This is a genomic window from Brevundimonas sp. BH3 (assembly GCF_045345115.1).
In the GTDB taxonomy this organism is placed as follows: Bacteria; Pseudomonadota; Alphaproteobacteria; order Caulobacterales; family Caulobacteraceae; genus Brevundimonas.
This window is the reverse complement of sequence record NZ_CP150796.1, coordinates 2,671,207-2,697,924: the sequence shown is the minus strand read 5'-3', so window position 1 is coordinate 2,697,924 and position 26,718 is coordinate 2,671,207. Positions and strand designations below refer to the sequence as shown.

25 protein-coding genes are annotated in these 26,718 nt (G+C 61.0%); 18 read left to right on the top strand and 7 right to left on the bottom strand.

Annotation, left to right across the window (positions count from 1 at the left end):
* The first annotated feature begins 308 nt into the window (after positions 1-308).
* Positions 309-1,253 carry a nucleoside hydrolase gene (locus WEU32_RS13190; protein ID WP_406852215.1) on the top strand — a complete coding sequence of 315 codons (945 nt, stop codon included), beginning with the start codon at positions 309-311 and terminating at the stop codon, positions 1,251-1,253.
* Positions 1,250-2,095, top strand: a complete 846-nt coding sequence (locus WEU32_RS13185) for a ribokinase (protein WP_406852214.1) — start codon at positions 1,250-1,252, stop codon at positions 2,093-2,095. Before WEU32_RS13190 ends, WEU32_RS13185 begins: the two co-directional genes overlap by 4 nt.
* Here the strand turns inward: WEU32_RS13185 and WEU32_RS13180 are convergent.
* A complete protein-coding gene (locus WEU32_RS13180; RefSeq protein ID WP_406852213.1) occupies positions 2,092-3,225 on the bottom strand; it encodes a zinc-dependent alcohol dehydrogenase family protein in 1,134 nt (377 codons plus the stop codon). The two genes, WEU32_RS13185 and WEU32_RS13180, sit on opposite strands and share 4 nt — an antisense overlap.
* 98 nt (positions 3,226-3,323) lie before the next feature.
* On the opposite strand from WEU32_RS13180, the gene WEU32_RS13175 reads away from it, so the two are divergent.
* On the top strand, positions 3,324-3,758 hold the full coding sequence (locus WEU32_RS13175) for an acyl-CoA thioesterase (protein ID WP_406852212.1): 435 nt from the start codon (positions 3,324-3,326) through the stop codon (positions 3,756-3,758).
* A gap of 40 nt (positions 3,759-3,798) precedes the next feature.
* Here the strand turns inward: WEU32_RS13175 and WEU32_RS13170 are convergent, their stop codons facing one another.
* The gene (locus tag WEU32_RS13170; protein ID WP_167178755.1) at positions 3,799-4,008 is read right to left on the bottom strand and encodes a hypothetical protein; all 210 of its coding nucleotides are present in this window, start codon (positions 4,006-4,008) and stop codon (positions 3,799-3,801) included.
* A gap of 124 nt (positions 4,009-4,132) precedes the next feature.
* Between WEU32_RS13170 and WEU32_RS13165 the strand changes: the two genes are divergently transcribed.
* Positions 4,133-4,906: a YebC/PmpR family DNA-binding transcriptional regulator gene (locus WEU32_RS13165; RefSeq protein WP_312138962.1), complete on the top strand. Its 774-nt coding sequence runs from the start codon at positions 4,133-4,135 to the stop codon at positions 4,904-4,906.
* Positions 4,907-4,970: 64 nt separating this feature from the next.
* On the opposite strand, the gene WEU32_RS13160 is transcribed toward WEU32_RS13165, so the two are convergent.
* The 3 genes from WEU32_RS13160 to WEU32_RS13150 all read right to left on the bottom strand — a co-directional run bounded on the left by WEU32_RS13160 (position 4,971) and on the right by WEU32_RS13150 (position 7,174).
* Positions 4,971-5,732, bottom strand: coding sequence for a hypothetical protein (locus tag WEU32_RS13160; RefSeq protein ID WP_406852211.1), 762 nt, complete (start codon positions 5,730-5,732; stop codon positions 4,971-4,973).
* A gap of 63 nt (positions 5,733-5,795) precedes the next feature.
* A complete protein-coding gene (locus WEU32_RS13155) occupies positions 5,796-5,954 on the bottom strand; it encodes a hypothetical protein (protein WP_406852210.1) in 159 nt (52 codons plus the stop codon).
* The gene (locus WEU32_RS13150) at positions 5,951-7,174 is read right to left on the bottom strand and encodes an MFS transporter (RefSeq protein ID WP_406852209.1); all 1,224 of its coding nucleotides are present in this window, start codon (positions 7,172-7,174) and stop codon (positions 5,951-5,953) included. Before WEU32_RS13150 ends, WEU32_RS13155 begins: the two co-directional genes overlap by 4 nt.
* Before the next feature lie 163 nt (positions 7,175-7,337).
* Between WEU32_RS13150 and ruvC the strand changes: the two genes are divergently transcribed.
* The 13 genes from ruvC (at position 7,338) to ftsH (ending at position 19,904) form a co-directional block, all read left to right on the top strand.
* Entirely contained in the window at positions 7,338-7,856 is a 519-nt protein-coding gene (ruvC, locus tag WEU32_RS13145; RefSeq protein WP_312138969.1) for a crossover junction endodeoxyribonuclease RuvC, read from the top strand.
* Positions 7,853-8,476 carry a Holliday junction branch migration protein RuvA gene (gene ruvA / locus WEU32_RS13140; RefSeq protein ID WP_312138971.1) on the top strand — a complete coding sequence of 208 codons (624 nt, stop codon included), beginning with the start codon at positions 7,853-7,855 and terminating at the stop codon, positions 8,474-8,476. Before ruvC ends, ruvA begins: the two co-directional genes overlap by 4 nt.
* Complete coding sequence (gene ruvB, locus WEU32_RS13135; protein WP_312815841.1) at positions 8,473-9,504, top strand: Holliday junction branch migration DNA helicase RuvB; 1,032 nt, start codon at positions 8,473-8,475, stop codon at positions 9,502-9,504. Before ruvA ends, ruvB begins: the two co-directional genes overlap by 4 nt.
* A 91-nt stretch (positions 9,505-9,595) precedes the next feature.
* Positions 9,596-10,051, top strand: coding sequence for a tol-pal system-associated acyl-CoA thioesterase (ybgC, locus tag WEU32_RS13130; protein WP_406852208.1), 456 nt, complete (start codon positions 9,596-9,598; stop codon positions 10,049-10,051).
* Positions 10,052-10,204: 153 nt separating this feature from the next.
* On the top strand, positions 10,205-10,957 hold the full coding sequence (tolQ, locus tag WEU32_RS13125) for a protein TolQ (RefSeq protein WP_406852207.1): 753 nt from the start codon (positions 10,205-10,207) through the stop codon (positions 10,955-10,957).
* 2 nt (positions 10,958-10,959) lie between these two features.
* A complete protein-coding gene (locus WEU32_RS13120; protein ID WP_406852206.1) occupies positions 10,960-11,415 on the top strand; it encodes an ExbD/TolR family protein in 456 nt (151 codons plus the stop codon).
* A gap of 6 nt (positions 11,416-11,421) precedes the next feature.
* Positions 11,422-12,300 (top strand): hypothetical protein, encoded by an 879-nt coding sequence (locus WEU32_RS13115; RefSeq protein WP_406852205.1) that lies wholly within the window; start codon positions 11,422-11,424, stop codon positions 12,298-12,300.
* A 123-nt stretch (positions 12,301-12,423) separates the two neighbouring features.
* Entirely contained in the window at positions 12,424-13,746 is a 1,323-nt protein-coding gene (gene tolB, locus WEU32_RS13110; protein WP_406853455.1) for a Tol-Pal system beta propeller repeat protein TolB, read from the top strand.
* A gap of 147 nt (positions 13,747-13,893) precedes the next feature.
* Entirely contained in the window at positions 13,894-14,445 is a 552-nt protein-coding gene (pal, locus tag WEU32_RS13105) for a peptidoglycan-associated lipoprotein Pal (RefSeq protein WP_312138984.1), read from the top strand.
* Between the two features lie 121 nt (positions 14,446-14,566).
* A complete protein-coding gene (locus tag WEU32_RS13100; protein ID WP_406852204.1) occupies positions 14,567-15,634 on the top strand; it encodes a DUF3667 domain-containing protein in 1,068 nt (355 codons plus the stop codon).
* Between the two features lie 61 nt (positions 15,635-15,695).
* On the top strand, positions 15,696-16,535 hold the full coding sequence (locus tag WEU32_RS13095) for a tol-pal system protein (RefSeq protein WP_406852203.1): 840 nt from the start codon (positions 15,696-15,698) through the stop codon (positions 16,533-16,535).
* Entirely contained in the window at positions 16,526-17,842 is a 1,317-nt protein-coding gene (gene tilS / locus WEU32_RS13090; protein ID WP_406852202.1) for a tRNA lysidine(34) synthetase TilS, read from the top strand. Before WEU32_RS13095 ends, tilS begins: the two co-directional genes overlap by 10 nt.
* A 55-nt stretch (positions 17,843-17,897) precedes the next feature.
* The gene (ftsH, locus tag WEU32_RS13085; RefSeq protein WP_406853454.1) at positions 17,898-19,904 is read left to right on the top strand and encodes an ATP-dependent zinc metalloprotease FtsH; all 2,007 of its coding nucleotides are present in this window, start codon (positions 17,898-17,900) and stop codon (positions 19,902-19,904) included.
* Positions 19,905-19,974: 70 nt separating this feature from the next.
* On the opposite strand, the gene WEU32_RS13080 is transcribed toward ftsH, so the two are convergent.
* Both WEU32_RS13080 and WEU32_RS13075 read right to left on the bottom strand, forming a co-directional pair.
* Complete coding sequence (locus WEU32_RS13080; protein ID WP_406852201.1) at positions 19,975-21,450, bottom strand: amidohydrolase; 1,476 nt, start codon at positions 21,448-21,450, stop codon at positions 19,975-19,977.
* 86 nt (positions 21,451-21,536) lie between these two features.
* Positions 21,537-24,587: a TonB-dependent receptor plug domain-containing protein gene (locus tag WEU32_RS13075; protein ID WP_406852200.1), complete on the bottom strand. Its 3,051-nt coding sequence runs from the start codon at positions 24,585-24,587 to the stop codon at positions 21,537-21,539.
* A gap of 357 nt (positions 24,588-24,944) precedes the next feature.
* On the opposite strand from WEU32_RS13075, the gene ggt reads away from it, so the two are divergent.
* The gene (gene ggt / locus WEU32_RS13070; RefSeq protein WP_406852199.1) at positions 24,945-26,681 is read left to right on the top strand and encodes a gamma-glutamyltransferase; all 1,737 of its coding nucleotides are present in this window, start codon (positions 24,945-24,947) and stop codon (positions 26,679-26,681) included.
* Positions 26,682-26,718 lie beyond the last annotated feature (37 nt).

The window sequence follows — 26,718 nt, the reverse complement described above, 5'->3', positions numbered from 1 at the left end:
GGACGCCCGTCCGGTGCGTGCAAGGGCCAGAGCACAACAAAGTTTGCATCAGGTGAGGTCGGTCAGATGGGGGAGGAGGGGGCGGCCCGGTTTCTCAGTCGGGGGGCGTGTTGACCGGGCCGCCGGGAACCGACCGGATTGGGGGTGGGGGAAAATCCGGTGGGTTCTGTCTTGTAAACTGGCGTTCTTGGGGAAGGTTCCTTGGGGAAGAGTTGAAATATGTGTTTTTATAAAAACCTGTTCGAGTGTCCCCAAAAGCTGTCCTGACACGGCTTGCCTTGTGCTGCATCAAGGGCCAGTGAAGGGTGGTGAAAACGACCCTGATCATTGATTGCGACCCGGGGGTGGATGACGCCACCGGACTGTTGATGGCCTTTGCGGCCTCGAATATCGACCTGCTGGCGATTACCACGGTGGGGGGTAATGTTCCCGCCGGGCAAACTGCGCGTAATGCCTGTATCCTGCGCCAGATCGCGAACCGAGAGGACGTGCCGGTATTTGCCGGTGCCGACCGCCCACTGGTGCGTGACCCTGCGGGGGCCGGAGAATTTCATGGCGAGGAAGGGCTGGGCGACATGGCCCCGTTCGATCCCGCCAAGGGTGTCGAGGCCGAACCGGCCGCCGATGCCATTATCCGTCTGGTGATGGCGCGTCCTGCCGGTACGGTTGATCTGGTGATGATGGGGCCGATGACCAATCTGGCTCTGGCTCTGCGTCGCCAGCCACAACTAGCCGGACACCTGAAACAGGTCGTAGCCATGGGCGGTGCCCGCAGCGAAGGCGGCAATATTACCGCCAGTGCCGAGTTCAATATCTGGGCCGACCCTGATGCCGCGCACGAAGTGATGCAAAGCCCTGTGCCGGTGGTGATGATCGGGCTGGACGCGACCCATCAGGTACGCGCCACCGAAGAACGTATCCGCACCATCGAGGCCATCGACAATGCATCCTCGCAAACGGTCGCGTGCATGTTGCGTTTTTCGCAACGTGTCGAGCGGACCATTGTCGGCTGGGATGCCGCGCCTCTGCATGACCCTTGCACCGTGGCCTATGTGATGGCCCCCGAACTGTTCCGCCTGCGTCCTGCCGAAATCCGTATCGAGACACAAAGCGATCTTACGCGCGGCCACACGGCGGTGGAGATGCGCGGTGATCTATTGGAAGCCCGCCATCTGTGGGCTGTAAAAGCCGATGGCGAAGGCATATTCGATTTGATCAGCGAAACCCTGGCGAGCGCGGGAGCAAAGGCATGAGGATCACGGTCGTCGGTTCGATCAATCTCGACTATGTGGCCACCTGTGCCAGCCTGCCGCGTGCGGGCGAGACGGTGACAGGCGCGACACTGGCTCGCCATCCGGGTGGTAAGGGTGCCAATCAGGCACTGGCCGCGCGCAAGCTGGGGGCCGAGGTCTGCATGATCGGTCGTGTGGGCGATGACGAGATGGCCCTGCCTGCAACGGCCCTGCTGGAAGCCTATGGCGTAGAGCTGGGCGGTGTGGTCACCGATGCCGATGCCCCGACCGGTGTGGCCCTGATCTCGGTCGATGCCCATGGCGAGAACCAGATCACCGTGGCCGCCGGTGCCAACCACAATGTCATGCCCGAACAGCTTCCGGCGCGGATCGAAACGCCGCTGATCGTGCAACTGGAACTGCCGATCGAAACCGTCGAGGCGGCGGTGGGACGGGCGACCGAGTTTGTCTGTGTGAATCTGGCCCCTGCGGCACCCGTGTCGGATGCCATGCTGCGCCGCGCCGATCTGATTGTGGTCAATGAAACCGAAGCGGCGTTTTACGGCGATGCCTTGCACCATGGCGGCGGGCGCGTCGTCGTGACCAAGGGCGCACGCGGGGCGGCCATGTATCTGCGCGGCGTCGAAATGGCGTGGGCGACCCCGCCACAGATCAGCGCGGTGGATGCGGTTGGCGCGGGCGATGCCTTTGTCGGGGCCATCACCGTGGCCCTGCTGGAAGGGATGGAGCCGCAGGACGCGCTGGAGTTCGCCTGTGCGGCGGGCGCTGTGGCTTGCACGCGGGCAGGCGCGCAGTCGTCGCTGGCGAACCGTGATGAGGTCGAGGCCCTTTTGGACGCCTAAAGATGCACAATCTGGCGCACGGCCATGCCGTCCGCCAGTGCATCAAACGCTCCGTTGATCTGGTCCAGTGTCAGTGTGCCTGACATCAATCGGTCAACGGGCAGGCGTCCGTCCTTGAACAGGCCAATATAGCGGGGGATGTCGCGACTGGGCACGCAGGTGCCGATATAGGCCCCTTTGAGCGTGCGCTCTTCGGCGACCAGACTGACAATATTGACCGCAAGGACGGCATCGGGCGGCGGCAGACCAGCGGTGACGGTGGTGCCGCCACGCCGCGTCATCTTCCATGCGGCATCCAGTGCGCGCGCCGAACCGGCCATCTCGAAGGCAAAATCGGCCCCGCCGCGTGTCAGGGCGCGAACCTGATCCACGGCATCGGGATCGGCGGCATTGACCGTGTGCACTGCGCCAAGCGTTGCCGCCAGTGCCAGTTTGTCGGGGTTGAGATCAACGGCCACCACAGGGCTGGCCCCCGCTGCCAATGCTCCCAGAACTGCCGCAAGTCCCACACCGCCAAGGCCGATAACCACAGCGGACTGACCGGCCCTGAGCTGCGCCGTGTTCACCACGGCCCCGACCCCTGTCAGTACCGCACAGCCAAACAGGGCGGCGTGCTCGAACGATAAATCCTTGTCGATCTTCACCAGCGAGCGGCGCGAGACAACGGCATGGGTGGCAAAGGCCGAACAGCCGAGATGGTGGTTCAGTTGTGGTCCGTCCTCGCACACAAAGGCGCGTCGGCCCGATAATAACCGCCCTTCAAGATTGGCCGCAGCGCCCGCCTCGCACAGGGCGGGGCGTCCTTCGGCACAGGGGCCACAGTGCCCACACGATGGCATGAACACCATCACCACATGGTCGCCAACCGACAGATCGTCGATGTCTGGACCAACCGCCTCGACAATGCCCGCCGCCTCGTGACCCAGAGCCATGGGCAGGGGGCGGGGGCGGTCGCCATTAATGACCGACAGGTCCGAATGGCACAGGCCCGCGGCCTTGATACGCACGCGAACCTCGCCCGCCTTGGGATCATCCAGTATGACCTCGCGGATTTTCAGCGGCTGGCTGTCGGCATAGGGCGTGGCATGGCCCATATATTCCAGAACGGCAGCACGGGCGGTTACGGGCATCGGCAGATCTCGGCACAATCTTGGGGCATGGTCAGGCATGCGTGTCTGAGCCACTGTGAAGCGAAGACCCAATGTCAACCAAGAGCGAAATCAGGCCGATGCCATCACATCAACGTGCCACACGCGCGGATTACAGCCGCTTTGTCACCCTGACGACGCGCTGGGCCGATAATGACGTTTATGGCCACATCAACAATGTCGCCTATTACGGCTTTATCGATACAGCGGTGAACCAGCTTCTGATCGAGGCGGGACTGTTGAATATCGGAGCGTCGGACCAGATCGGGATCGTGGCCGAATCAGGCTGTCGCTATCATGCGCCTGCCCATTATCCAGATGTGATCCATGCGGGCGTGCGGGTCGGCAAGCTGGGAAACAGCAGTGTGCGCTATGAGGTCGGCCTGTTCCGGAATACGGAAACCGAAGCCGTGGCCGAAGGATTTTTTGTGCATGTCATGGTCGGGTGCAAGGATCGCAGACCCCAACCGTTCAGACCCGATTTGCGGGTCTTTCTAGAAAGCCTGATCCGGTAAATCCGGCCGGATCAGGTTTCGCAAATATCGGGCGCGGACCCTAGTAGTCGCGGCGCGGACGCAGCAGAGCCATGACGCCGACAGTGGTCAGAACCCCGAGCGCAAAGGCACCGATGACCGAGCCAGTGGCGGTGGCGGTCGAAACGGTCACCGGGCGGCGGGCATAACGCTCGACGATCTCGGTGGCATTCGGATCGCGCAGGCCTTCGTCGTAGGCGTCGTCCAGATAGGTGTCGTCAACAGCGACCATGATTGTCCTCCAAACTCTCTTATGCACAATCCGTACCGTATTGGGCAGTTCCCCAAGGTGACAGGGATTGCTGCATCCGGTAAAGGGCGCGCCTTAGCATACTCAACATTTGGGGAGCGACACCATGGCCGGCCACTCAAAATTCAAAAATATCATGCACCGCAAGGGTCGCGCGGATAAGCTGCGCGCCAAGCTGTTCTCGCGTCTGTCGCGCGAAATCACGGTTGCGGCCAAGTCGGGTATGCCCGATCCATCGATGAACCCGCGTCTACGTCTGGCTGTGAACAACGCCAAGGCCGAGTCGATGCCGAAAGAGAACATCGAGCGCGCCATTAAAAAGGCCTCGGGTGGCGAAGTCGATGCGATGGAAGAAATCCGCTACGAGGGCCGCGGCCCCGGCGGTGTACAGATCGTTGTCGATGTCCTGACCGACAACCGCAACCGCGCAGCATCGAATATCCGTACGGCCTTCTCCAAGAATGGTGGCGCGCTGGGCGAGGCCGGTTCGGTTACCTTTATGTGGGATCGCGTGGGCAAGATCACCTATCCCGCCGAAGCCGGCAGCGAAGATGCGGTGATGGAAGCGGCGATCGAAGCGGGTGCAACCGATGTCGAAAGCGATCTGGTCAAGCCGGATATCTATGAGGATGCACCGGGCCACACCATCTGGACCGCCTTTGAGGATCTGAACGAGGTGGCCGAGGCCATGTCCAAGGTTCTGGGCGATCCGAAGTCGACGGCTATTGTCTGGAAGCCACAGTCAGAGATCGAACTGACCGGTGAAAGCGTCGGAACGCTGTTTAAGCTGCTGGATGCACTGGACGCCGAGGACGATGTCCAGCAAGTGTATTCAAACGAAGACATCTCGGACGAAGACGCGGCTAAATACGCGGGCTAAGTCCGAGCTGGGGCTGGAAAAGGGCGGCGCTGTTGTGGCGACGCCCTTTTTCTATGCCTGACGCCTAGTTACACGCGACCCAGTCGCTGTCGGTGGCCTGAAGGCTTTCCAGTGTCATGGCATTTTTATCCAGCGGCGTGCTGGCCGAATAGGATGACAGGGCGGTGCCCGAAGGGCCGACACGGCTATAGGTCACAAGATTGAAGGGATCGCTGTCAGTGCCGGTGACATGCCAGGCCAAACCTGCCTCGTCAGTTAAGGCTGTATTGCAAGCCACAAGTTCAAGCTGTGCGCCCTCAAGCAAAAGGGCGTAGGCGATATTGACCGGAACCTCGCCCGCCGGACCGGACCAGTTAAAGGCCAGATACTGGCGGTTATTGCGTTGGGTAATAACAGCATCGAATGGAGCCACCCGACCACTGGCCAATGTCGAGCCGCCCACCTGTTCATCGGTCCAGTTGATCTGCGACAGGCTGGTTTTCAACTGTTCCAGTGACGTGGCCGAGGCGGCACCCCCGGTCTTATGGGCCTGAATCAGGATGCGGGCGGCATCCTGAGCTTGCCGGGCCTTTTGAAAGGCAGTGTTGCAACTGTCCGAGGTAGCGGGTTCGCCATTTTCGGTAGGGATGACGTTTTTCAGACAGCGGGCAATGAAGGCGTCACGCTGGTCATTCATGCGGGTCAGTTCCCGCGCGGCACCGGCGTCCGGTGCCGTGGCGGTCGAGTCTTCAGAGGAGGAGGGTTGTGGAGCAGGAGAACATGCCGCCAGCACCATTGTGGCAACCGTTGCTAAAACCAGACGTGTTGCGGGATGGCGGGATGGCATGGGCTTCTCCGTGATAGTTGGGGGAATGATGCGAGAGATTATCGCTTCAAAAAATGAATAAACTCAGGTGCAAAAAGCGATGGCCTGTTCCAGCCAGATGGCGAGGCCCTGACGCTGCCACAAGGCAAGACCGGCCAGTGACAGAATAATAGCGCCGCCCAGAAGCAGGGCAGGGACCAGACGTTCTGGTTTTTGGCGGGGCTTTTGCGGTTGTTCGCTCATAGGGCTTGCGGGACAGCTTGGGGCGGGGTTTGGCGGATAGGCAGATTTGCCATGGCGGCGATAAAGGCCAATCCGATACTGATATACCAGACCAGATTATAGGATCCGGTGGCATCAAAAACGAGCCCGCCCAGCCATGCCCCCAGGAAGGCCCCGATCTGGTGGCCAAAGAAGACGATCCCTGTCAGGGCGGTCAGGTTTCTAAGACCATACATCTGGGCCACCAGACCATTGGTCAAGGGTACAGTTCCCAACCACAGGAAACCGAAACTGGCCGCAAACATGAGTGCACTGGCGCTGGAAAGCGGGACCAGCAGAAACACGATAATCGCCACACCGCGCAGGGTATAAAGCGTGGCCAGCAGGTGCTTTTTGGAATGTTTGCCACCCCATGCACCCCACAGCCATGATCCGAGAATATTGAACAGGCCGATCAGGGCCAGACCTGTTGCGCCGGTCGAGCTGGGCAGTCCCTGATCGGTGATATAGGTCGGGAAGTGGATACCGACGAACGTGACGTGGAAACCGCAGACGAAATAGCCGCTGCACAGCAACCACCAACTCCTGTCCGCAAAGGCCTGTTTCAAAGCCAGATTGAGCGGCAAACCTTCAGGACGAGCCGTAGTGGTGGCACCGCGCTTGCTCATCAGACCAAAGGCCAGAGGTGCGATCAGGACCAGCATGACGGCGAGCATATACAGGCTGTTGCGCCATCCTGCGGCATCGATCAGGGCCTGCGCCATCGGCACGACAAAGAACTGGCCCAGAGACCCGCCCGCCGTGATGATGCCGAAAGCCAGTGTGCGTTTTTCGGGCGCGACGATTTTACCGACCGCCCCCATGGTGACCACAAAGGTAACGCCGGACATGGCCATGCCGACCAGCGCGCCAAATCCGATGCCCAGACCCCACGCGCCCGAGGCTGTCGCCGTCAGGGCCATACCCGCGACATAAACCAGCGCCCCGATCATCAGCACGCGCACCGGACCATGCTTGTCGGCATAGGCACCCACAAAGGGTTGGACCGCACCGAATAGAAGGTTCTGCAAGGCCAGAACCAGACCAAAGGTCTGACGGTTGATGTCCAGATCCACAGTCATGGGCGTCAGATAAAGGCCGAATGACTGTCGCACCCCCATAGCCAAAGTCACGATGGCGGCGCTGGCCGCGATCATTATCCAGACTCTGCGGGACAGGTGGACGGGGGGAGACGCGGACATGCACTGGCTTTCTGCGGCTATACCGCAACGGGAACTGTTCCTGTCAAAACACAGACTGCGCTGCGCTGCAATCGGGGCGTCGAAGTCCATTCGTATGAAGGGACAGGGAAAAGGCGGCCCCGGTCATTGTCTGCTAACCTTCTTTGGGGCATGACGTGAACGGATGGCGAACGAAATGATCAGAATCGTCGGAATCGACCCTGGCCTTCGAAAAACAGGTTGGGGGGTGATTGCCGCAGAAGGCTCGCGTTTGCGCTGGATCGCGCACGGAGTGATCGCGCCGTCAGACACGCTACCGTTTTCCGGTCGCCTGCTGGCGCTGATGCAGGGCATTCAGGCCGTGTGCCATGACTACAGCGTCGATGAGGCGGCGGTCGAAGAAGTGTTCGTCAACGTCAATCCGGCCTCGACCCTGAAACTGGGACAGGCGCGCGGTGCCGTTATTCTGGGGGCGGCGACGTCGGGCCTCAGTGTCGGCGAATATTCGGCCAACCTAATCAAAAAAGCGGTGGTGGGGGCCGGTCACGCCGACAAGTCCCAGATCGCCTTTATGGTGGCGCGTCTGTTACCACAATCGAACGGGGCCAAGGCCGATGCTGCCGATGCTCTGGCCGTGGCCATTACCCATGCCCAGCTTCGCAAACGGGCCTTGCTGGAAACATTGAACAAAGGTGCTGCGTGATCGGTCGTCTTAGAGGTGTGTTGGCCGAGGTCGAACTGGACCACTGTGTCATCGACTGTGCCGGTGTGGGCTATATGGCCACCTGCGGTTCGCGCACCCTGTCGCGTCTGGGGGCTTTGGGCAGCGAGGCCATACTCTATACCCACTCGCAGTGGTCAGCTGAGCAGGGGCCGCGTCTTTACGGTTTCCTCGACCGCGACGAGCGCAAGGCGTTCAATGTGCTGGTGACCATTCAGGGCGTGGGGCCAAAGGCGGCGCTGTCGGTGCTGGATGTCCTGCCGCCCGCCGAGCTGGCCGCAGCGGTGGCCCGCGAGGACAAGGCCGCCGTGGCCCGCGCCAATGGTGTGGGACCGAAACTGGCTCTGCGGATCGTGACCGAACTGAAGGGCAAGCCCCTGACCGAGGGTAGCTTTAGCCCCACGGCGGCAGGTGTGCATTCCGAGTCGGTGGCGACTACGCCTGTGCCATCTATCGCGGGTGAGGCCGTGGCGGCCCTTCTGGGGCTAGGCATTGCCGAGATGAATGCCCGCCGTGCCGTCGAGCAGGCGTTGGGGGAAAAGGGTGAAGAGGCCGGTCTGTCGGCCATTATCCGTGCCGCGCTTCAGGAACTGGGTAAATGAGCGACCGGATCGTCACCGGAGAGGCCATGGCGGGCGAGGCGTTTGATCGCGCCTTGCGCCCGCAAACCCTGTCCGAGTTTGTCGGCCAGCCCAAGGCCAAGGACAATCTGTCGATCTTTATCGAGGCGGCCAAGAAGCGTCAGGAAGCGATGGACCACGTCCTGCTGTTCGGCCCTCCGGGACTGGGCAAGACGACGCTGGCCCAAATTGTCGCCCGCGAACTGGGTGTAGGGTTTCGCGCCACATCCGGTCCTATTTTGGCCAAGGCCGGTGATCTGGCGGCCATCCTGACTAATCTTGAACCGCGAGATGTGCTGTTCATCGACGAAATCCACCGCATGTCGCCTCAGGTCGAAGAGGTGCTGTATCCCGCCATGGAAGACCATGTGCTGGACCTGATTATCGGTGAAGGCCCGTCGGCCCGTTCGGTGCGGATCGATCTGGCCCCGTTTACGCTGGTGGGGGCGACGACGCGGGCGGGGCTTCTGGCCACGCCACTGCGCGACCGTTTCGGGATTCCTTTGCGGCTGGAATTCTATTCGCCCGAAGAACTGACCATGGTGGTGCGCGGCACGGCGCGCAAAATGGGCGCGAACATCGATGCCGAGGGGGCTTATGAAATCGCCGCCCGTTCGCGTGGCACACCGCGTATTGCAGGGCGTCTGCTGCGTCGTGTGCGCGACTTTGCCGATGCACTGGGCGAACCGCTCATCAACCGTCTGGTCGCGTCACAATCTCTGGCCCGTCTGGAAGTCGATGAAGCCGGGCTGGACAGCAATGACCGTCGTTTCCTGAAGGCTCTGATCGAAAACTATGGCGGTGGTCCCGTTGGCATGGACACGCTTGCCGCCGCCATTGCCGAGGCCCGCGATGCCGTCGAGGATGTGATCGAGCCCTATCTGCTGCAACAGGGTTTCATCCAGCGCACCCCGCGTGGCCGCATGGCCTGCGCGCGGGCCTATGAGCATCTGGGCCTGTCCGCCCCGCCGCCTGTGCCGACATCTGCACCGGACCTGTTCGGCAAATAACTTCTTCTTCCCTGCGAGGCGGGGGAGGGTTCAAACCTGCGCTCAACCAGACTAGCCTTGTCGGGCTTTCTCCCCAAGCCGAGGCGATGACATGGCCGATACACCCACAGCGGGCCGTTTTGACGACAAAGACCACCTGCTGCCGATCCGCGTCTATTATGAGGACACGGATTTTACCGGTGTGGTCTATCATGCCAACTATGTGCGCTATTTCGAGCGGGGGCGTTCAGACTTCCTGCGGGCGGCGGGGATCGGCCATAGCGATCTGCTGGAAAGCGAAGACCCGCTGGCCTTTGTCGTCAGTGAACTGAACATCAAATATGTGCGCCCCGCCAAAATCGACGACGCCCTGATTGTTCGCACCCGTTACGAGGTGGTGAAAGGCGTGCGGATGATCATCAAACAGACCATCGAGCGCGAAGGCGAGGTGCTGGCAAAGGCCGATGTTGTTGCGGCCTGTATCCATATGGATGGTCGCCCGCGCAGGCCCTCCAAACTGTTGATGCAAAAGGTCGAGCCGTGGCTGTCGGGACCGTCTGAAAACTAAAATACGCCGAAAAGCGATCCGGTAACGCTTATGTCAGCCAAAGACGGGGTGACGGCGGCAATCAGGATCGCTAGACGCCGGTTCTTGCCTTGAATTCGCCATCGGATGGCGCTCTCAAGGACGTGAATGTTCAAAGCGATCAAGGATCATTGAATGGCTGCCCCTGTCGACGCCTCGTTGTTGAACCCTATCGAGCTGTTCCTCGCTGCCGACTGGGTGGTGAAGGCTGTGATGATCGGCCTGGCTGTGGCGTCGATCTGGTCTTGGACGGTCATTATCGACAAGGCCGTGCGTTTCAGCCGCATGTTCCGCCGCGCCAATGAATTCGAGCAGTTGCTGGAAAGCGGTCGCTCGCTGGAAGAGGCTGCGGCTGCTGCGGGCCCCAATCCGGTCGAGCCCCTTCCGCGCATGTTGCAACTGACCCTGCATGACTGGAAAGAAGCCCGCCAGCGCGGACAGATGACCGATGCCCAAGGTCAGGCCCTGCTCAACCGCGTGGACCGTGCGATGGATTCGGTGATCTCGCGCGAGAGCCAGAAGATCGAAAACGGTCTGGGCGTACTGTCTGTGGTGGCGACCGCTTCGCCGTTCATCGGCCTGTTCGGCACGGTGTGGGGCATCATGAATGCCTTTGACCGTATTGCAGCTGCGGGTAACACCAACCTGACCACGGTGGCTCCGGCGATTGCCGAGGCCCTGTTTGCCACGGCGATTGGTCTGGCAGCGGCCATTCCGGCCTATATGGCGTTTAACGCTTTCTCGGTAACGGCAGGCAAGTTCACCGGTCGATTGGAAGCCTTTGCCGATGATCTTCAGGCCGCTCTGGCGCGCCGTCTGGCTGGCCCTTCGGCACCGCCGCCGCCTCCGCCGCCTTCGGACAATCTGAACCTGCGTCGGGGTTCTTAAGCATGGGCATGGGTGCAGGTGGCGCATCGGGGGGCGGACGTGGCCGTCGCCGTGCGCGCAAACGTCCCCTCAGCGAGATCAACGTCACGCCGCTGGTCGATGTGATGCTTGTGTTGCTGATTATCTTCATGGTTTCGGCTCCGCTGATTACAGTCGGCGTTCCGGTGGAACTGCCCAAGACCGAGGCCAGCGCCGTCGAGGTCAAGGAAAAGCCGGTGGCTGTTTCCATCAAGGAAGACGGCAGCATCTATGTGGGCGAGGCCGAGGTCAGCTGGGAACAGTTGCCGCTGCGCGTCGCGGAAGAGGGCGGTGAAAACGCGACAGAAAAGTCTGTCTTCATCCGTGCCGATGGCCGCGCCCCCTATCAGGCTGTGGCACGCGTAATGGCGCGTCTGTCGTCGTCGGGTTTCACCAAGCTGAACCTGATTACCGACACCGCCGAGGCGGCAGGAGCCTAAGACCGGATGCGTAAGCCATCCCCCGCACTGGTTGGTTCGGTTGCACTGCATGTCGGTGTGGCGGCGCTTGCGCTTCTCACCTTGACGGGCCGTAAGATCGAACCTGTGCCGATGGTCAATTCGGTACCGGTCAGCATTGTTTCGGACATGGTGATCGAGGCCGGTCCGGCCGATAATCCGCAGCCGGAAGATAGCCCCGAAGACGGATCGTCCGCGCCGTTGATCTCGCCGCCAGAACCGGATCCAACCCCGGCTCCGCCGACACCGACGCCGCCAGCGCCCAAGCCGCCGACTCCGCGTCCGACCCCGCCAGCACCGACCCCGCGACCGACACCGGCTCCGAGGCCAACGCCAGCACCTACGCCGACTCCACGTCCGACGCCTGCGCCGACACCGCCCAAGAAGGCAGAACCGACGCCGCCGCGTACCAATCCGGCCCCTGCACGCCCTAACCCGACGCCGCCGCGCACCAATCCGACACCGGCGACCCCCAGCCGCCAGCCGCCGCGCGAGGAAGGCGTCAATCTGGCCGATCTGGTCAATGGCCCACGCCGCGTGACCGGCAATACGGGGCGTCCTGCTGCGGGCCAGCAGGGCCGCGGCACTGCACCACAGGCTGTAGGCCGTCCGGCGCTTCAGGCACTGGGGGCGCAGGTGCGTCCACAGCTGAACTGTGATCTGGTCGATGCGGGCGAAGTGGTGCGGGTGATTGTGCGTCTGGACGAGCGTGGCCGTCTGGTGCGTGCGCCACAGGTGCAAGGTCGCGGCACACCAGCTTCCGCGCGGGTGGTCAGCGCTATCAACGCAGCTGTGCCGTTCACCATGCCTTCAGGTTACGAGGAACAGGATCTGCCGTTCGCGTTTAATACAGCAGACTTCTGCTAGGGACATCCGTTCATAAACGGGTTTCAAAATACGGATAAACAGGGGGCGGCCTACCGTTCCCGACAGACTTGGAGATCAAAGGTGCGCAACAAAACTTGGCTAGGCTTGGCGGTTCTTGCGGCAATGGCACCGGCGGTGGCGACAGCGCAGGTTTCCAATCGTGGCCAGACCGAAGACATCATCATCAGTCAGGCGGACCTGACGCCTCTGCAGATCGCCGTTGTGCCCTTTACCGGTATGAACGGGCCGCAGATTTCCGATGTCATCAGCGGCAACCTGAAGCGTTCGGGCTTCTTTTCGCCGCTCAATCCGGCCAGTTTTGTTGAAACCGGCCTGACCCTGGCCAACTCGCCCAACTATCCGCAATGGACCTCGATCGGCGCACAGGCCGTGCTTTATGGCGGTGTAACCCAGCGTGCCGATGGCCGTGTGGATGTGGGCTTCCGCCTTTATGATCCGTACCGTCAGTGCCAGCTGGTCAGCTATCAGTTCACGGCAACCGCCGAACAATGGCGCCGTATGGCCCACAAGATTTCGGACGTGGTCTATCAGCGTCTGACCGGCGAGCAGGGCTATTTTGACAGCCGCGTGCTGTTCGTGGCCGAAAGCGGCAGCCAAACCAACCGCCGCAGCCGTCTGACCATTGTGGATCAGGATGGTTATAACCCCGTCTTCCTGACCCAGGGCGACGAGGTGATTATGTCGCCGCGCTTCTCGACCCATAATCCGGACGAGGTTACCTATGTGGCGCTCGGCAAGGATTACAGCCGTATCTACCTCTATAATCTGGCGACCGGTCGCCGCGAGAGTCTGGGCGAGTTTGACGGTCAGGTTCTGGCTCCGCGCTTTTCGCATGACGGTTCCAAGATGGCCTTCTCCATCATCCGTCACGGCAATACCGACGTCTATGTCATCAATCTGCGCACCCGCCAGCTTTCGCGCCTGACGTCTGATCCCGGTATCGATACCTCGCCGTCTTTCAGTCCCGACGGATCGCAGATCGTGTTTACTTCCGACCGTTCCGGCTCGGCACGTCTTTACACCATGCGCGCTGACGGTTCGGGCCAGCGCCCGATCAGCCGTGGCGGCGGCATCTATACGGCTCCGGCATGGTCGCCGCGTGGCGACATGATCGCTTTCACCAAACAATCGGGTGGCCGTTTCCATACGGGCGTGATGAACACCGACGGCACCGGCGAGCGCATCTTGTCGTCCTCCTATCTGGAAGAGGGCGCATCATGGGCGCCGAATGGTCGCTATGTGATGTTTGCCCGCCAAAGTCCGGGGGGTGATACCCGTCTGTGGACGGTGGACCTGTCGGGCCGCGTAGTAGCACAGGCCGGTTATACCGAACGTGGTTCAAGCCCGGCATGGTCGGGTCTGCTGGATGCGCCTCCGGCCAATCTGGGCGTGAACCAAGGCCCGGATTCGTGTGCAGCTTCATAAGCTTGTAACGATCGGGATCATCCGCTTCACTCCTGCGTTATCAGAGGGTCTATCGCTGGTACGCAGGCGTGAGGCGATGTAGCTACATCTCACTTTTTAAAGCTCAGCTTGGATCGCGCAGGGCGATCCATTCTTTCGGAGTCGATCATGACCAAGGTTTCGATCATCAAGGTGGCAACCATCGGCGCAATCGCTGCTGCCATGGCTGCCTGTACGCCTAAGCCGCCGGTGGAAACGGCCACGCCGACCCCGCCGCCTACCGCAACCAATCCGAGCTATCCGACGGCCCCGACCGGTCCGGTTGATGGTAACAACACCGGTCCGGTGGCCGGTTCGGAACAGGACTTCGTCATCAATGTCGGCGACCGCATCTATTTCGACCTTGATTCGTATGAAGTGAACGCCGAGGCCGGCATGCGTCTGGGCGCGCAGGCCCAGTGGCTGCAACGCTATCCGTCGGTCAACATCCGTATCGAAGGCAATGCCGACGAACGCGGTACCAGCGAATACAATCTGGCTCTGGGCGCACGTCGTGCAGAATCGGTTCGCAACTTCCTGATCTCGCGCGGCATTCCGGCCAACCGCATCGACACCATCTCGTTTGGCAAGGAACGTCCGATCGCCGAAGGTTCGAATGAAGCCGCATGGGCGCAAAACCGTAATGCGCGCACCGCGATTGCTTCGGGTGCCCCGCGCTAAGCGGTCGTCACCACGGCTAAAAAGAACAGGGTGTCGCCTTTGCGGGCGGCACCTTTTTCTTTGGGCTTTTCATCGTGGTTCGACTGATACAAACAGGGGCGGATTTTCGGGGGAGCATCGGATGGCCAAGGCCGCATCAACTATAGAACAGGCAGACGGTTCGCATTCAGACGCGCACAGTGCCTGTCCCGATTGCGGCGCACCGGCTCGTGGCAAGTTCTGTGTGGATTGCGGTCAGGAAATCCATGTGCATCGCACCCTGTACCATCTGGGACATGAGCTTCTGCACGGGGTCATGCATTTTGACGGTCGCTTCTGGCGCACCTTGCCCCTTTTGGTGGCCAATCCCGGAAAGCTGACGCGCGAATGGATCGCGGGCAAGCGCACACGCTATGTGTCACCTCTGGCCATGTTCCTGTGCACCCTGTTCGTCATGTTCATGGCGCTCAGCTTTGCGCCGCCGCCCAGCAATGTGGTGGTGAACCTGCCGGACCAGATCGCTATTGAAAAAGCCAGGCTGGTCGAGGCGGAAAAAACTGTCGCCGAGGCGCAAGCTACGATTGATGCAGCCACGGACGGCGCAGAGGCCGGTGTGGCTGCCGGACAGATGGCGGCGGCCCAGCAGCGTGTGACGCGTAGCAAGGAACGTCTGGCCTATCTGGAAACCGAAGCGCGAGAAGGCCGCAGGGACGGGCTGAAACCCGGTAGCTGGCAGGCGCAGGTGGCGGACCTGAAGTTCGATGATGCCGACAATCCGCACAGCCTTAGCGGGACGGTTTCCAAGAAGCTCAAAAACCCCGACCTGGCCGTCTATAAGCTTCAGCAAACGACCTATAAATTTGCTTTCCTGCTGGTGCCTCTATCCATTCCCTTCATGGCGTTGATCTTTTTGTGGCGACGCCAGTTCACCCTGTATGACCACGGGGTGTTTGTCCTTTATTCGCTGACCTTTATGGCCCTTTTGCTGATGGTCGGTATGATATTGGGCAGTGTGTTTTCAAGCGCAGCCAGCGTGGTTGCGGGCCTGTGCATGGCACTGGCCCCTGTCCATATCTTTGCCCAATTGAAGGGCACATATAGTCTGGGTGTCTGGGGCGCATTGTGGCGAACCATGGTGCTGGGCGTGTTCTGCACCATGGTGATAAGTTTCTTTATCATCGCCATCATCTATCTAGGCCTTGGGCACTAATAGAGTGGAGACACTCATGGTTGACTTGCAGGCTCGCGCAAACGGTGGAACGAACAACGACATGAACAACAAGCCTTTTCGCCTCAAACGCTCTGCGGTCGCAACCGCTGTCGGCCTGTGCCTGATTGGCGGAGGTTTCGCTATGGCCCAGCAACAGCCGCTGGAACCGGTACAGTGGGACAAGCGCCGTCTGGACCAGTTGGACCGTAATGTGCGCCGTCTGGAGCGCGCCCTCACCCAGCGCAATGCCGCAGGACAACCCGTGCTGGTCGAGCCCGATCCCGAAGTGGTTGCCCTGCAAGGTCAGGTCGAGATTTTCGAGCGCCGTTTGGGTGACCTCGAGGCCACCTTCCGCCGTGTGAACGCCGAAAGCGAGCGCATGACGTTCGATCTGGACGAGGCCAATCGCAAGAATCGCGAATTGTCGTCGCGTGTCGGCACCTTGGAAAACCGTCTCAAGGCGATGGAAGAAGAGGCCGAGTTGAATGCACCGGTGGTGGCCAACTCACCCACCGGTAATGCGGTCGGTGACCTTCAGGCCGCGATGCGTCTCAGCAGCGATGATGCCCGTCGCGGCATGCGAGCTTTAGAGACGGTGACGGTAACATGGCCCGATACGCCGCAGGCGCGTGAAGCCTTCAGCCGGTTGGGTGATATGTATGTCGCTTCGCGCGATAGCGCCTCTGCCGTCAGCTTTTATGCCCAGGCTCTGAATGGTTGGCCGCGCACGCCCTGGGCGGCTGAAACCACGCTGAAACTGGCCGAGGCTCTACGGGTGACCGACCGCAAGACGCAGGCCTGTGCCACCTTGACCGACTTCACCCGCCGCTATGGCGAGACGGCGACGGCCCAACAAAAGACCCGCGCCACCCAGATGCGCACCCGCGCGGAGTGCAGCTGATCTCAGTATCCGAAACGGACGGGCTGAAGGCGCGGGTGTTCCACCACCTTTCAGCCTATCTGGAACACGGAAGACCTGAGCCTGTGGCCGTTGGCCTGTCGGGCGGCGGCGATAGCCTCGCGCTTCTGGCACTGGTCTGTGAATGGGCCAAGGGGGCGGATCGTTCGGTTCTGGCCCTGACCGTGGATCACCGTCTCAACCCTGCCAGTGCAGACTGGACAGCCCAGGCGGGGCGCATGGCCAAACAGTTGGGCGCGCAGTGGTGCGCTCTGCACTGGATGGATGCCGCAACAGGCGCAGGGGTACAGTCCCGCGCCCGTCAGGCCCGTCATGGATTGCTGGCGGATGCGGCTCGCGAGGCGGGGGCGACAATGCTGGTTCTGGGCCATACGGCCGATGACGCAGCTGAAAATCATTGGATGCGAGCCGAAGGCACACCGGTTGGCCGCCTGAGGGTCTGGTCGCCCTCTCCGGTTTGGCCGCAGGGACACGGCATCAGCCTGCTGCGGCCCCTCTTGTCCGAGCGCCGACAGACCTTGCGGGATTATCTACAAGAACGGGGTCTGGTTTGGATTGATGATCCGGCCAATCAGGATGTGCGTTATAGCCGCGTGCGGGCACGTCTAGCCTTGAACGGAGCATTGCCTGTTGAAAGGTTAGAAGCTTCAAGGCCATTTGTGTGGAAGTCGAGATGCAGGCCCGAGGCCCATGCAGGTGTCTTGCGGTTTTCACGACGAGACATGCTTGAGGCCCCCGACCGCATACTGGCGATGGCCCTGCTGTGTGTTTCGGGTGGGACTGTGCCGCCAAGAGGCGCACGGCTGGCGCAACTGAAAGCGCGGTTGGCGGCAGGCGAGGATGGCGTGGCGGTCCTGAGCGGTACCCGGATCGAGATGCAGGGCGATGACCTGACCCTGATGCGCGAGGCTGGAGAACAGAGGCGCGCGGGGCTGGAGCTGCAAATCTTGCAAATGGACAGGCCCATGGTTTGGGATGGGCGATTTTCGGTGCGTATAGCCGAGCCGGACTGGATGATTATGACCGCCAAAGGACGATTAAATCGTCTGGCTGAAAAACATCGCCGTGACCTGTCAAACCTGTCGCCTGCCGCAAGGTCAAGTTTGCCAATTCTGCATAATATAAAGACAGATCAATATGTTCCGGCATGGTCAATGGCTGAAGTCCGCTGTCTTGTCGCGCCCCGCTTTCTTACAAACTGCCTTGTCGATGCGGACGAAACGCCGCAGGAGAGCGCACTGTTTGACCTGTGGCATGGCGAAACTGTTCCGACTGCCCTATTTTCCTGAGTGAATGACTGTGTCCGGCATGGCTCTGTGGCTGTGTCGGGGAACCGAGGACCGCATGAACCTGCGAAATATTGCCATCGGCGCCGGGATCCTGTTGATCATGGCCGTGGTGTACTCAACCATGACCCAGAACGGGGGCTTGGCTTCCAAAGCCGTTGCGCCTGGCGCTGCGGGGCGTCCGGCGGAGATCAACTATTCCCAGCTGATTACCGCTATTGAAGCGCAAGAAATCAAAGAGGTCACTGTACGCGGTGAGTCCGTCAGTGGTGTCTATAAGAATGACAGCCGGTTTACGACCGTCCTGCCGTTCCCCAACCCCGAGCTGATCGACAAGATGAACGCGGCGGGCATTGCTGTGGACGGTAAGTCCACCAAGGCCCCGTGGTGGTCTGGTGTGCTGGGCCTGTTGCTGCCGGTCGTCCTGATCATCGCCTTCTGGCTGTTCATAATGAACCGCATGCAGGGTGGCTCCAAGGGCGCAATGGGCTTTGGTAAGTCCAAGGCCAAGCTGTTGACCGAGCATAAGGGCCGCAAGACCTTTGCCGACGTCGCCGGCGTGGACGAAGCCAAGGAAGAGCTGCAAGAGGTCGTGGACTTCCTGAAGGATCCGTCGAAATTCCAGCGTCTGGGCGGCAAGATTCCGAAGGGTGCGCTGCTGGTCGGCCCTCCGGGTACCGGTAAGACCCTGCTGGCCCGTGCTGTGGCCGGTGAGGCGGGCGTGCCCTTCTTCTCGATCTCGGGTTCGGACTTTGTGGAAATGTTCGTCGGTGTGGGTGCCTCGCGCGTCCGCGACATGTTCGAACAGGCCAAGAAGAATGCCCCGTGCATCATTTTCATCGATGAAATCGACGCCGTGGGCCGTCACCGTGGTGCGGGCCTTGGCGGCGGCAATGACGAGCGCGAACAGACGCTCAACCAGCTGCTGGTCGAGATGGACGGCTTTGAGGCGTCTGAAAACATCATCCTGATCGCTGCAACCAACCGTCCGGACGTACTGGACCCGGCTCTGCTGCGCCCCGGTCGTTTCGACCGTCAGGTCACTGTGCCGAACCCCGACGTTTCGGGCCGCGAACACATCCTGCGCGTTCACATGAAGGATGTGCCGCTGTCGGCTGACGTCAACGTCAAGACCATTGCCCGCGGTACGCCCGGTTTCTCGGGTGCCGACCTTGCCAACCTTGTCAACGAAGCGGCCCTGACTGCCGCGCGCAAGGACCGCAAGATGGTCACCCAACGCGATTTCGAAGACGCCAAGGACAAGGTCCTGATGGGTTCGGAACGCAAGTCTATGGCCATGAGCGAAGACGAAAAGCGCCTGACCGCTTATCACGAAGCCGGTCACGCCATTGTCGCTCTAAACGTCAAGAAGACCGATCCGGTCCACAAGGCCACTATCGTTCCGCGCGGCCGTGCGCTGGGCATGGTGATGCAGTTGCCGGAAGGCGACCGCTATTCCATGAGCTATCAGCAGATGGTCGATCGTATCGCCATTCTGGCCGGTGGCCGTGTGGCCGAAGAGCTGATCTTCGGCAAGGAAAACATCACCTCGGGCGCATCGTCGGATATCGAACAGGCGACCAAGATGGCCCGTGCCATGGTCACCCGCTGGGGCTATTCGGATGCTCTGGGCACCGTGGCCTATGGCGAAAACCAGGAAGAGGTCTTCCTCGGTCACTCAGTGTCGCGCACACAGAACATCTCTGAAAAGACCGCCCAGATCATCGACGACGAAGTGCGCCGTCTGGTCACCGGTGGCTGGGACGAAGCACGCCGTATCCTGACCGAGAAGGCTGCGGACCACGAAGCTCTGTCGCAAGCCCTGCTGGAATACGAAACCCTGTCGGGCGAAGAGATCAACCAGCTTCTCAAGGACGGCACGCCGCCGAACCGCGAGGATGTGGGTGAGCCGATCTCGGGTCCGTCTTCATCGGTGCCAATCACACCCGAAGAAAGCGCCACGCCTTCCAAGGATGTGACGCCGGAAGAACAGGTGGCGGCTGATATCGCGGCAGCCACGGGTGTTCCGGTCTCGGAGCCGCAAGAGAACAAGCCCTCGGCCTGACAGGTTTAGGGTAAAATGAAAGGGGGCGGTACCTTGCGGTACCGCCCCTTCTTTTTGCCTTGAGCCGCTATCAGTCGCGATAGTTGAGAGCCGGAGCGCGATCGCCCAGCAAGGCACGATATTCGAAGTTCGGGCCGCGACGGCGTTCGAACTCGGCGGTGGCCTCGGCGATCACGTCCGGCGACTGGAACAGTTCGGCAGTTGTCAGGGCCAGTGTCTTGGCGGCCAGATGGGCACCCTTCAGGCCGATGGTGGACCCTGCCGCCACCACATTCTGCCAGCTGTGACCGGCCGAACCGGGCACGAAGGTGGCCGTGGACAGGCCCACCGTAGGCGTCACCCACGATACGTCCGACACATCGGTCGAGCCGCCAAAATCACCGCCGATAACAGCATCTTCGATCTGGCCCACGCTGGCGAGGTCCGGCTTGGTGGTCAGGGTCTTCTGGATTTCGGTGGCCAGAGCGATTTCTTCGGGCGTCCACTCGATACCGCCCACCGAACGCAGATTGCGGTCCATGACATTCATCAGGGCTTGGTTCGGCAGCATCGAATAGACACCGCCAATGGCCTCGAACTCGACACGGGTGCCGGTGCCCAGCGCCGCGCCGTCTGCCGCCAGTTTCACGCGTTCCAGAACATCACGCACAATCTCGGGATTGTTGTGACGCACATAGTAATAGGCCTCGGCATAGGCCGGAACCACGTTCGGGGCCTTGCCGCCATCGGTGATGGCATAGTGGATGCGGGTACGGTCTGGGATATGTTCGCGCATCAGGTTGACCATGGCGTTCATGGCCTCGATGCCGTCCAGAGCCGAGCGGCCCTTGTCCGGTGCGGCAGCGGCGTGGGACGAGGTGCCATAGAAGCGGAACTTGCCCGAGACGTTGGACATGGTGTCGCCCTGACGGGCCGAGTTCACATTGCCGGGGTGCCAGTGCAGGCTGACATCGACATCGTCGAACAGACCGTCACGGACCATATAGACCTTGCCCGAACCGCCTTCTTCGGCGGGGGTGCCATAGACGCGCAGCTCGCCCTTGATGTTGTTGGCCTGCATCCAGGCCTTTACGGCGATGGCCGAATGGACCGAGGCGGCACCGAACAGGTTGTGACCGCAACCGTGACCGGCATGGCCACCGGCGCTTTCCTGAACGGGGTTCAGGGTTTGGGACAGGCCCGGCAGGGCATCATACTCGGCCAGAACTGCGATGACGGGGCCATCGCCATTTTTAAAGCTGGCCAGAAACGCGGTCGGCTCGTTGGCGATACCGGTTTCGACATTAAAGCCTGCATCACGCAGTTGCTGCGCCAGTAGGGCTGAACTCTGGTGTTCCTGATAGCCCAGCTCTGCGAACTTCCACAGTTCCAGCGCAGCATGATCGAGAGCGGCCTGATTGTTCTCGACGGTCGAGACAATGGCGCTCTGGTGTTCTGCGCTAAGCGGTCCGGCGACAGCGTTTGAGGAAAGTGCGAGGGCGGCCATGCCGAAAGCGGCGGCCGTGATGGCGCGCATGGAGATCTGGCGACGCGAAGCCTGTTTCATGGTCTGCTCCGTTACTCTTGAAGGTACTGAATAAGAGAAGGGCGGAAGGCGATGGTCGCCTTCCGCCCCGAAGAACTCAAGTCCGCTTAGAAGGACTTGCGGACGCTGGCATACCAGTAGCGCCCATAGGGCTGGTACACCGTGCCGACATAACCATCGGCGGACAGCGGGGGCTGCTCGTCGGTGATGTTGCGGACACCGACACGGACCGATGTGTCGGACATCATGCCGCCGAACTTGTCGGCACCGAACTCGTATTCGGCATACAGGTTGGCGGTGATGGTGGAGTCTACTGTCCAGTAGTCGCCCGCCGAGTTGGTGATGCTGTCATCGTATAGCGACGAGATGTACTGGGTGAATGCACCGACGGTCCAGGCATCCTTGTTCCAGGTGGCCGACAGCGACCACTTCCATTCCGGACGACCCAGATCGGCGATCATGTCGCCCATCGAACCGGAAACCCAGATGTTCGGATCCAGTTCGCCCGAACCGATGGCGTCCGACAGCTTTTGTGTGTCCGGTGCCATGTCCAGATAGTATTTCAGCAGGTGCGAGACGTTCAGATTGGCGCTGAAATCACCATACTGAGTGCCACGCAGGCGCCACATCACGCCGAGGTCCAGACCCTCAACCGTTTGCGGTTGCTGGTTGGTATAGGCATCGGTGATGTAGAGAACTTCGCCCACAGCTTCCAGACCGGTACCGGCAAAGATGCGTCCGTCGGCAGCGGTGGCATCGCCACGCACGACGTTCGGGTTGTACGAGCCGTTCTTGCGCAGCAGATAGTCCAGCGTCAGGGCGTTCTGGCCACGGAACAGGCCGACCATGCCGGTCTGCTCGACCTGCCACCAGTCGGCGGTGATGGTGAAGTCACCCAGTTCTGCCGGAATGAAGCGCGGTTGGATGACCAGACCGACCGAGAAGGTTTCCGATTCTTCCGGTTGCAGGTCCGGATTACCGGCGCGGCGCTCTTGCGTCGATTTACGGGCGTGGTTCTGGTTGAAATCGTCACGCCACGGTTGGGCGACCTTGGAAGCCATCGAGGCACCGCAGTCACGCAGACCATTGGCCAGCGCACCCTGGCGGTTCAAAGCCTCGCAATAGACCCAGTCAACCGACTGGTTTGAGCGGGTGATCTGGGTGGCGTTAATCTGTTCCAGGTTCGGTGCGCGGAAGCCTTGCGCCCACGAGGCACGAACACGGAAGCCGTCAACAATATCCCATGCACCGGCAATCTTCGGCTTGGCCACCGAGCCAAAGTCCGAATACTCCTCGAAGCGACCAGCCAGCTGGACTTCGAGATTGTGGACCAGAGGGATGCCCATGTCCGGCGATACCAGCGGAGCGGCGACTTCCAGATAGGCCGAGAAGACGTCGCGTTCGCCATAGGTATCCGGATTTTCCGACTGGTTGATCAGGTCCGAAGACTTGACGCCGGCTAGATTGGTATAGCGGATCGTGCCGTCAACACGGTCGTCACGGTCATCGTGCTGGGTTTCGGTACGCAGTTCGATACCGGCCGCGATACCGACCGGACCGGCCGGAAGCTGATAGATGTCAGGACGCGAGATCTTGAAGTCCCACAGGCCCAGCTCGGTCTTGGTACGGCGCACCATGTCCACACGGATGGCGTCCAGTGCGGCCTGGTTCGACGGGGTGCCATCCCCGACCTGCACATTGCCGATCGTACCGCCGTTGAAGAAGTTGTAAGCGTCCGGCGTGGTCTTGGCGGCCCATTCCTGAAGCTTGGTTGCCGAGATGTTGTCCGAAACGTCCTTGGCGCTGGCTTCCGACCACATCAGGGCCGATTCCCAGTTCCAGCCATTCCATTCGCCGCGCAGACCGCCCAGCACGCGGAACTGTTTGTTGGTCACCTGCACGCTGATCGGACCCATGTCCGAGAAGCGATAGCCTGTCAGGGTGATGTTGGGATCACCTGCAATCGGGTTGTAGTGGTTGGAGCCCGGGATGATGAAGCTGACGCCAGCAGCGGTTGCGATCGGCTCTTGATAGGCTTGCGACTTGGCGTGGTAGAAGCCGATTTCACCAAAGGCTTCGACGGCATCATTGATTTCGTAACGGCCGGTCGTGAAGAGGTTGAAACGATCCACCTCTGGCATGACCGACAGACCCATGCGTGCCGTGTCGGCGTTCAAGTCTGCAGGCAGGTTGGTGCCATTGGCAAGGCAAACACCGTCTTGGGTCGGCGTGACACAGCTGGCGTGGCCGACCGGAACAACTGTAAAGGTTTGACCGCTGGTGCCGTTGGCGTTGCGCACGGTGAAGCGGCCCCACGGGGCCAGTTGTGACGTGCCATTCAGGCTGGAATGGTCTTCGAAACCGGTACCGGCGAACAGGCCACGCTTGTCATTGGTTGATGTATAGTCCTGATCCAGCGTGTTCAGCTCGCTGCGGTGGTCATAGTTGAAAAACAGGGACAGGTTGGCGCGGCCGTCCAGCAGGTCCTTGCCACCATATACCGACAGGTTGGTTTCGCGCATGCTGGTGCCCTCGGCACCTCCGTGCTGGGCCGACATTGTCCAGTTGTTCATGTCGTCGCGCAGGACGGTGTTGACCACACCGGCCACAGCATCGGCACCATAGATGGCGGCGGCACCATCGCGCAGCACTTCAAGGCGCTTCAGGCCCGATACCGGAATGGCATTGGTGTTGTAGGTCAGAACCGGAACGAGATGCTCGTTGGCCTGCGAGGTCGGGTGGCCGACAACGCGACGGCCGTTCAGCAGAACCAGTGTATTGCCGATGCCGAGGCTGCGCAGGTTGACCGAGCCGGTATCGCCACGCGCCGAGTTCGAGGTGTTCGGCTGATAGGCCGAGTTGAACGTCACATCGCCCATCTGCGGGATGGAGCGGAACAGATCATCGCCCGAAACCGGAGCGGCGGCGATGATGTCTTCTTCGGCCAGAACCGTCACCGGCAGGGCGGCAGTAACCTTGGCACCGCGAATCTGCGAACCGACGACAACGATCTCGTCAACGACGGTGGGTTCTTCTTCGGTAACGGACTGGGCTGTCGCCGAGGTAGCGAAGGCTACGCCGAGCAGGGCGCTGGAGGCCAGCATGGCTGCGCGCAGGGTGTGGCGGCCGGTGCGGTTTGACATCTTACGATGAGACATCTGTGTGGTTCCCCTCTGAAAACTTCTCGGACGGGTTTTTTTCGAAGCCGCCCGATCAGCGCAGCGTGGTCATGCCGGTGATTAAAGACCGGAATTTCCATAGCTGAGCTTTTGCAAGTTGTTGCAGGATGGAGACGACCTAGCAACCGTATAGAGGCGTAATATTGTTTAAATAGCGACGATACACGAGTGTGTTTTCTAAAAAACGCTTGTTATAAAGGATTTTTTAGAATGGTATCGCTTCAGAGTCTCGCACATTTTCGAGGCTGCGTTGCGTAATAGTGACGGTTTATATGCTTTAAAGTGGCCGCACTGTGGCGCTGGCGGAAAAGGCGGGGGATGACGATGCATCGTCGAATGAATTTGTGGGCGGCCGTTTCGGCGGCGGCACTGGTCGGTTTTGGCCCGATGGTGGCACCGGCCTTGGCGCAGGAAGCGGCGGTTCGTCCGGCGGCGGGCAGTGGCGGCGATATCGTCAGCTATGGCCAGATCCACAATCCGGTCATCGGCCGTGATGGCATGGTGGTGTCACAGTCCGATCTGGCCACTCGCGTTGGTGTCGAGATTTTGGCCAAGGGCGGCAATGCGGTGGATGCGGCGCTGGCCGTCGGCTTTGCCGAAGCTGTGACCCTGCCGCGTGCGGGCAATATCGGTGGCTCGGGCTATATGGTGATCCATATGGCGGCGACCGCAGATCGTCCGGCGCAGGATATCGCCATCAATTATTACGGTACGGCCCCTGCGGCCCTGACCGGCCAGACCCTGCTGGGCGCAGATGGAAAGTTTGACCGCTCGCACCCGTCCGATATGCGCAATGTGGCGGTGCCCGGCACGGTCATGGGCTTCCATGAAGCCTTTACCCGCTTTGCCTCCATGTCGTGGTTGGACCTGATCCAGCCCGCCATTAAACTGGCCGAGGACGGCTATGTGTTGAGCGACGGCGAGGCTGATGCCACGGGTGGACGGGCGCGTTTCCTTGCCCTCGATCCGGGAGCCGCCGAGGCCTATCTGAAGGCGGACGGCACCCCCTATCGTGCAGGCGAAGTCTTCAAGCAGCCGCTTCTGGCCCAGAGCCTGCGCGAACTGGCCGCCGGTGGTGCTGACAGCTTCTATAAGGGCGCACTGGCCCAGAAGATCGTCGACGGTATTCAGGCCCGTGGCGGCATGGTGACCATGGAAGACATGGCCAGCTATCGCGCCATCGTGTCCGAGCCGATCTGGGGTTCATACCGTGGCCACCGCATCGCCTATATGCCGCCGACGGCCTCGGGCGTTAGCGTGGCACAGGCCATGAATATGCTGGAGCATTTTGACCTCGCCGAAATGGGCTGGGGCAGTGTCGACAGCCTGCACCTGATTTCCGAAGTGATGAAGGTGGTCAATGCGGACCGCCGTCTGATCGGTGGCGATCCGCAATGGGCGACGCCGGCCAATGGTCTGGCCAGCAAGGGTTTTGCCGAGGAACGGGTAAAGCTGGTGTCGCTGGACAAGGTTCTGAACGGCAATCAGGTACCGGATGGCAATCCCTATCCGTATGAAAGCCAGGACACGACCCACTATTCGGTGGCGGACAAGTTCGGCAATGCGGCCTCGGTCACCTATACCCTGTCCAACTCCTATGGTGCGCACGTTGCGCCGGCGGGCACGGGTATCCTGCTGAACAACCACGTCGACAACTTCTCGTGGGGCACCGAGGGCGAGCCGAACTCTCCGGCTCCGGGCAAGCGCTTGGGCTCGACCATAACGCCGATGATCGTGTTCAAGGACGACAAGCCGTGGCTGGTGACCGGGACACCGGGGGGCGGCTATATCATCGCCACCATGGTGCAACTGCTGTCCAACGTCATCGACCATGATCTGAACGTGGCCGAGGCCGCCATGCGTCCGCGCATCAATCAGGGCTGGGGCGGGGCACCGCTGGAGCTGGAGGGCGGTTTCTCGCCGGACGTGGAGCGCCTGTTGCGCGAGCGCGGTCACCGGACACGCGGCTCCAACACCATGGGCTCGACCCAGTCGATCATGATCGAGGGGGATCGCTTCTATGGGGCTGCCGATACGCGCAGACCTGATGCCTCGGCGCTCGGCGTGCGCTGAAAATAGTATACAATGGAAGGCCCGACCCTTGCGTCGG

Coding starts and splice junctions, on each gene's coding strand:
- WEU32_RS13185 (WP_406852214.1), top strand. CDS start 1,250: ATGAGGATCACGGTCGTCGGTTCGATCAATCTCGACTATGTGGCCACC.
- WEU32_RS13180 (WP_406852213.1), bottom strand. CDS start 3,225: ATGCCCGTAACCGCCCGTGCTGCCGTTCTGGAATATATGGGCCATGCC.
- WEU32_RS13175 (WP_406852212.1), top strand. CDS start 3,324: ATGCCATCACATCAACGTGCCACACGCGCGGATTACAGCCGCTTTGTC.
- WEU32_RS13170 (WP_167178755.1), bottom strand. CDS start 4,008: ATGGTCGCTGTTGACGACACCTATCTGGACGACGCCTACGACGAAGGC.
- WEU32_RS13165 (WP_312138962.1), top strand. CDS start 4,133: ATGGCCGGCCACTCAAAATTCAAAAATATCATGCACCGCAAGGGTCGC.
- WEU32_RS13160 (WP_406852211.1), bottom strand. CDS start 5,732: ATGCCATCCCGCCATCCCGCAACACGTCTGGTTTTAGCAACGGTTGCC.
- WEU32_RS13155 (WP_406852210.1), bottom strand. CDS start 5,954: ATGAGCGAACAACCGCAAAAGCCCCGCCAAAAACCAGAACGTCTGGTC.
- WEU32_RS13150 (WP_406852209.1), bottom strand. CDS start 7,174: ATGTCCGCGTCTCCCCCCGTCCACCTGTCCCGCAGAGTCTGGATAATG.
- ruvC (WP_312138969.1), top strand. CDS start 7,338: ATGGCGAACGAAATGATCAGAATCGTCGGAATCGACCCTGGCCTTCGA.
- ruvB (WP_312815841.1), top strand. CDS start 8,473: ATGAGCGACCGGATCGTCACCGGAGAGGCCATGGCGGGCGAGGCGTTT.
- ybgC (WP_406852208.1), top strand. CDS start 9,596: ATGGCCGATACACCCACAGCGGGCCGTTTTGACGACAAAGACCACCTG.
- tolQ (WP_406852207.1), top strand. CDS start 10,205: ATGGCTGCCCCTGTCGACGCCTCGTTGTTGAACCCTATCGAGCTGTTC.
- WEU32_RS13120 (WP_406852206.1), top strand. CDS start 10,960: ATGGGCATGGGTGCAGGTGGCGCATCGGGGGGCGGACGTGGCCGTCGC.
- WEU32_RS13115 (WP_406852205.1), top strand. CDS start 11,422: ATGCGTAAGCCATCCCCCGCACTGGTTGGTTCGGTTGCACTGCATGTC.
- tolB (WP_406853455.1), top strand. CDS start 12,424: ATGGCACCGGCGGTGGCGACAGCGCAGGTTTCCAATCGTGGCCAGACC.
- pal (WP_312138984.1), top strand. CDS start 13,894: ATGACCAAGGTTTCGATCATCAAGGTGGCAACCATCGGCGCAATCGCT.
- WEU32_RS13100 (WP_406852204.1), top strand. CDS start 14,567: ATGGCCAAGGCCGCATCAACTATAGAACAGGCAGACGGTTCGCATTCA.
- WEU32_RS13095 (WP_406852203.1), top strand. CDS start 15,696: ATGAACAACAAGCCTTTTCGCCTCAAACGCTCTGCGGTCGCAACCGCT.
- ftsH (WP_406853454.1), top strand. CDS start 17,898: ATGAACCTGCGAAATATTGCCATCGGCGCCGGGATCCTGTTGATCATG.
- WEU32_RS13080 (WP_406852201.1), bottom strand. CDS start 21,450: ATGAAACAGGCTTCGCGTCGCCAGATCTCCATGCGCGCCATCACGGCC.
- WEU32_RS13075 (WP_406852200.1), bottom strand. CDS start 24,587: ATGTCTCATCGTAAGATGTCAAACCGCACCGGCCGCCACACCCTGCGC.
- ggt (WP_406852199.1), top strand. CDS start 24,945: ATGAATTTGTGGGCGGCCGTTTCGGCGGCGGCACTGGTCGGTTTTGGC.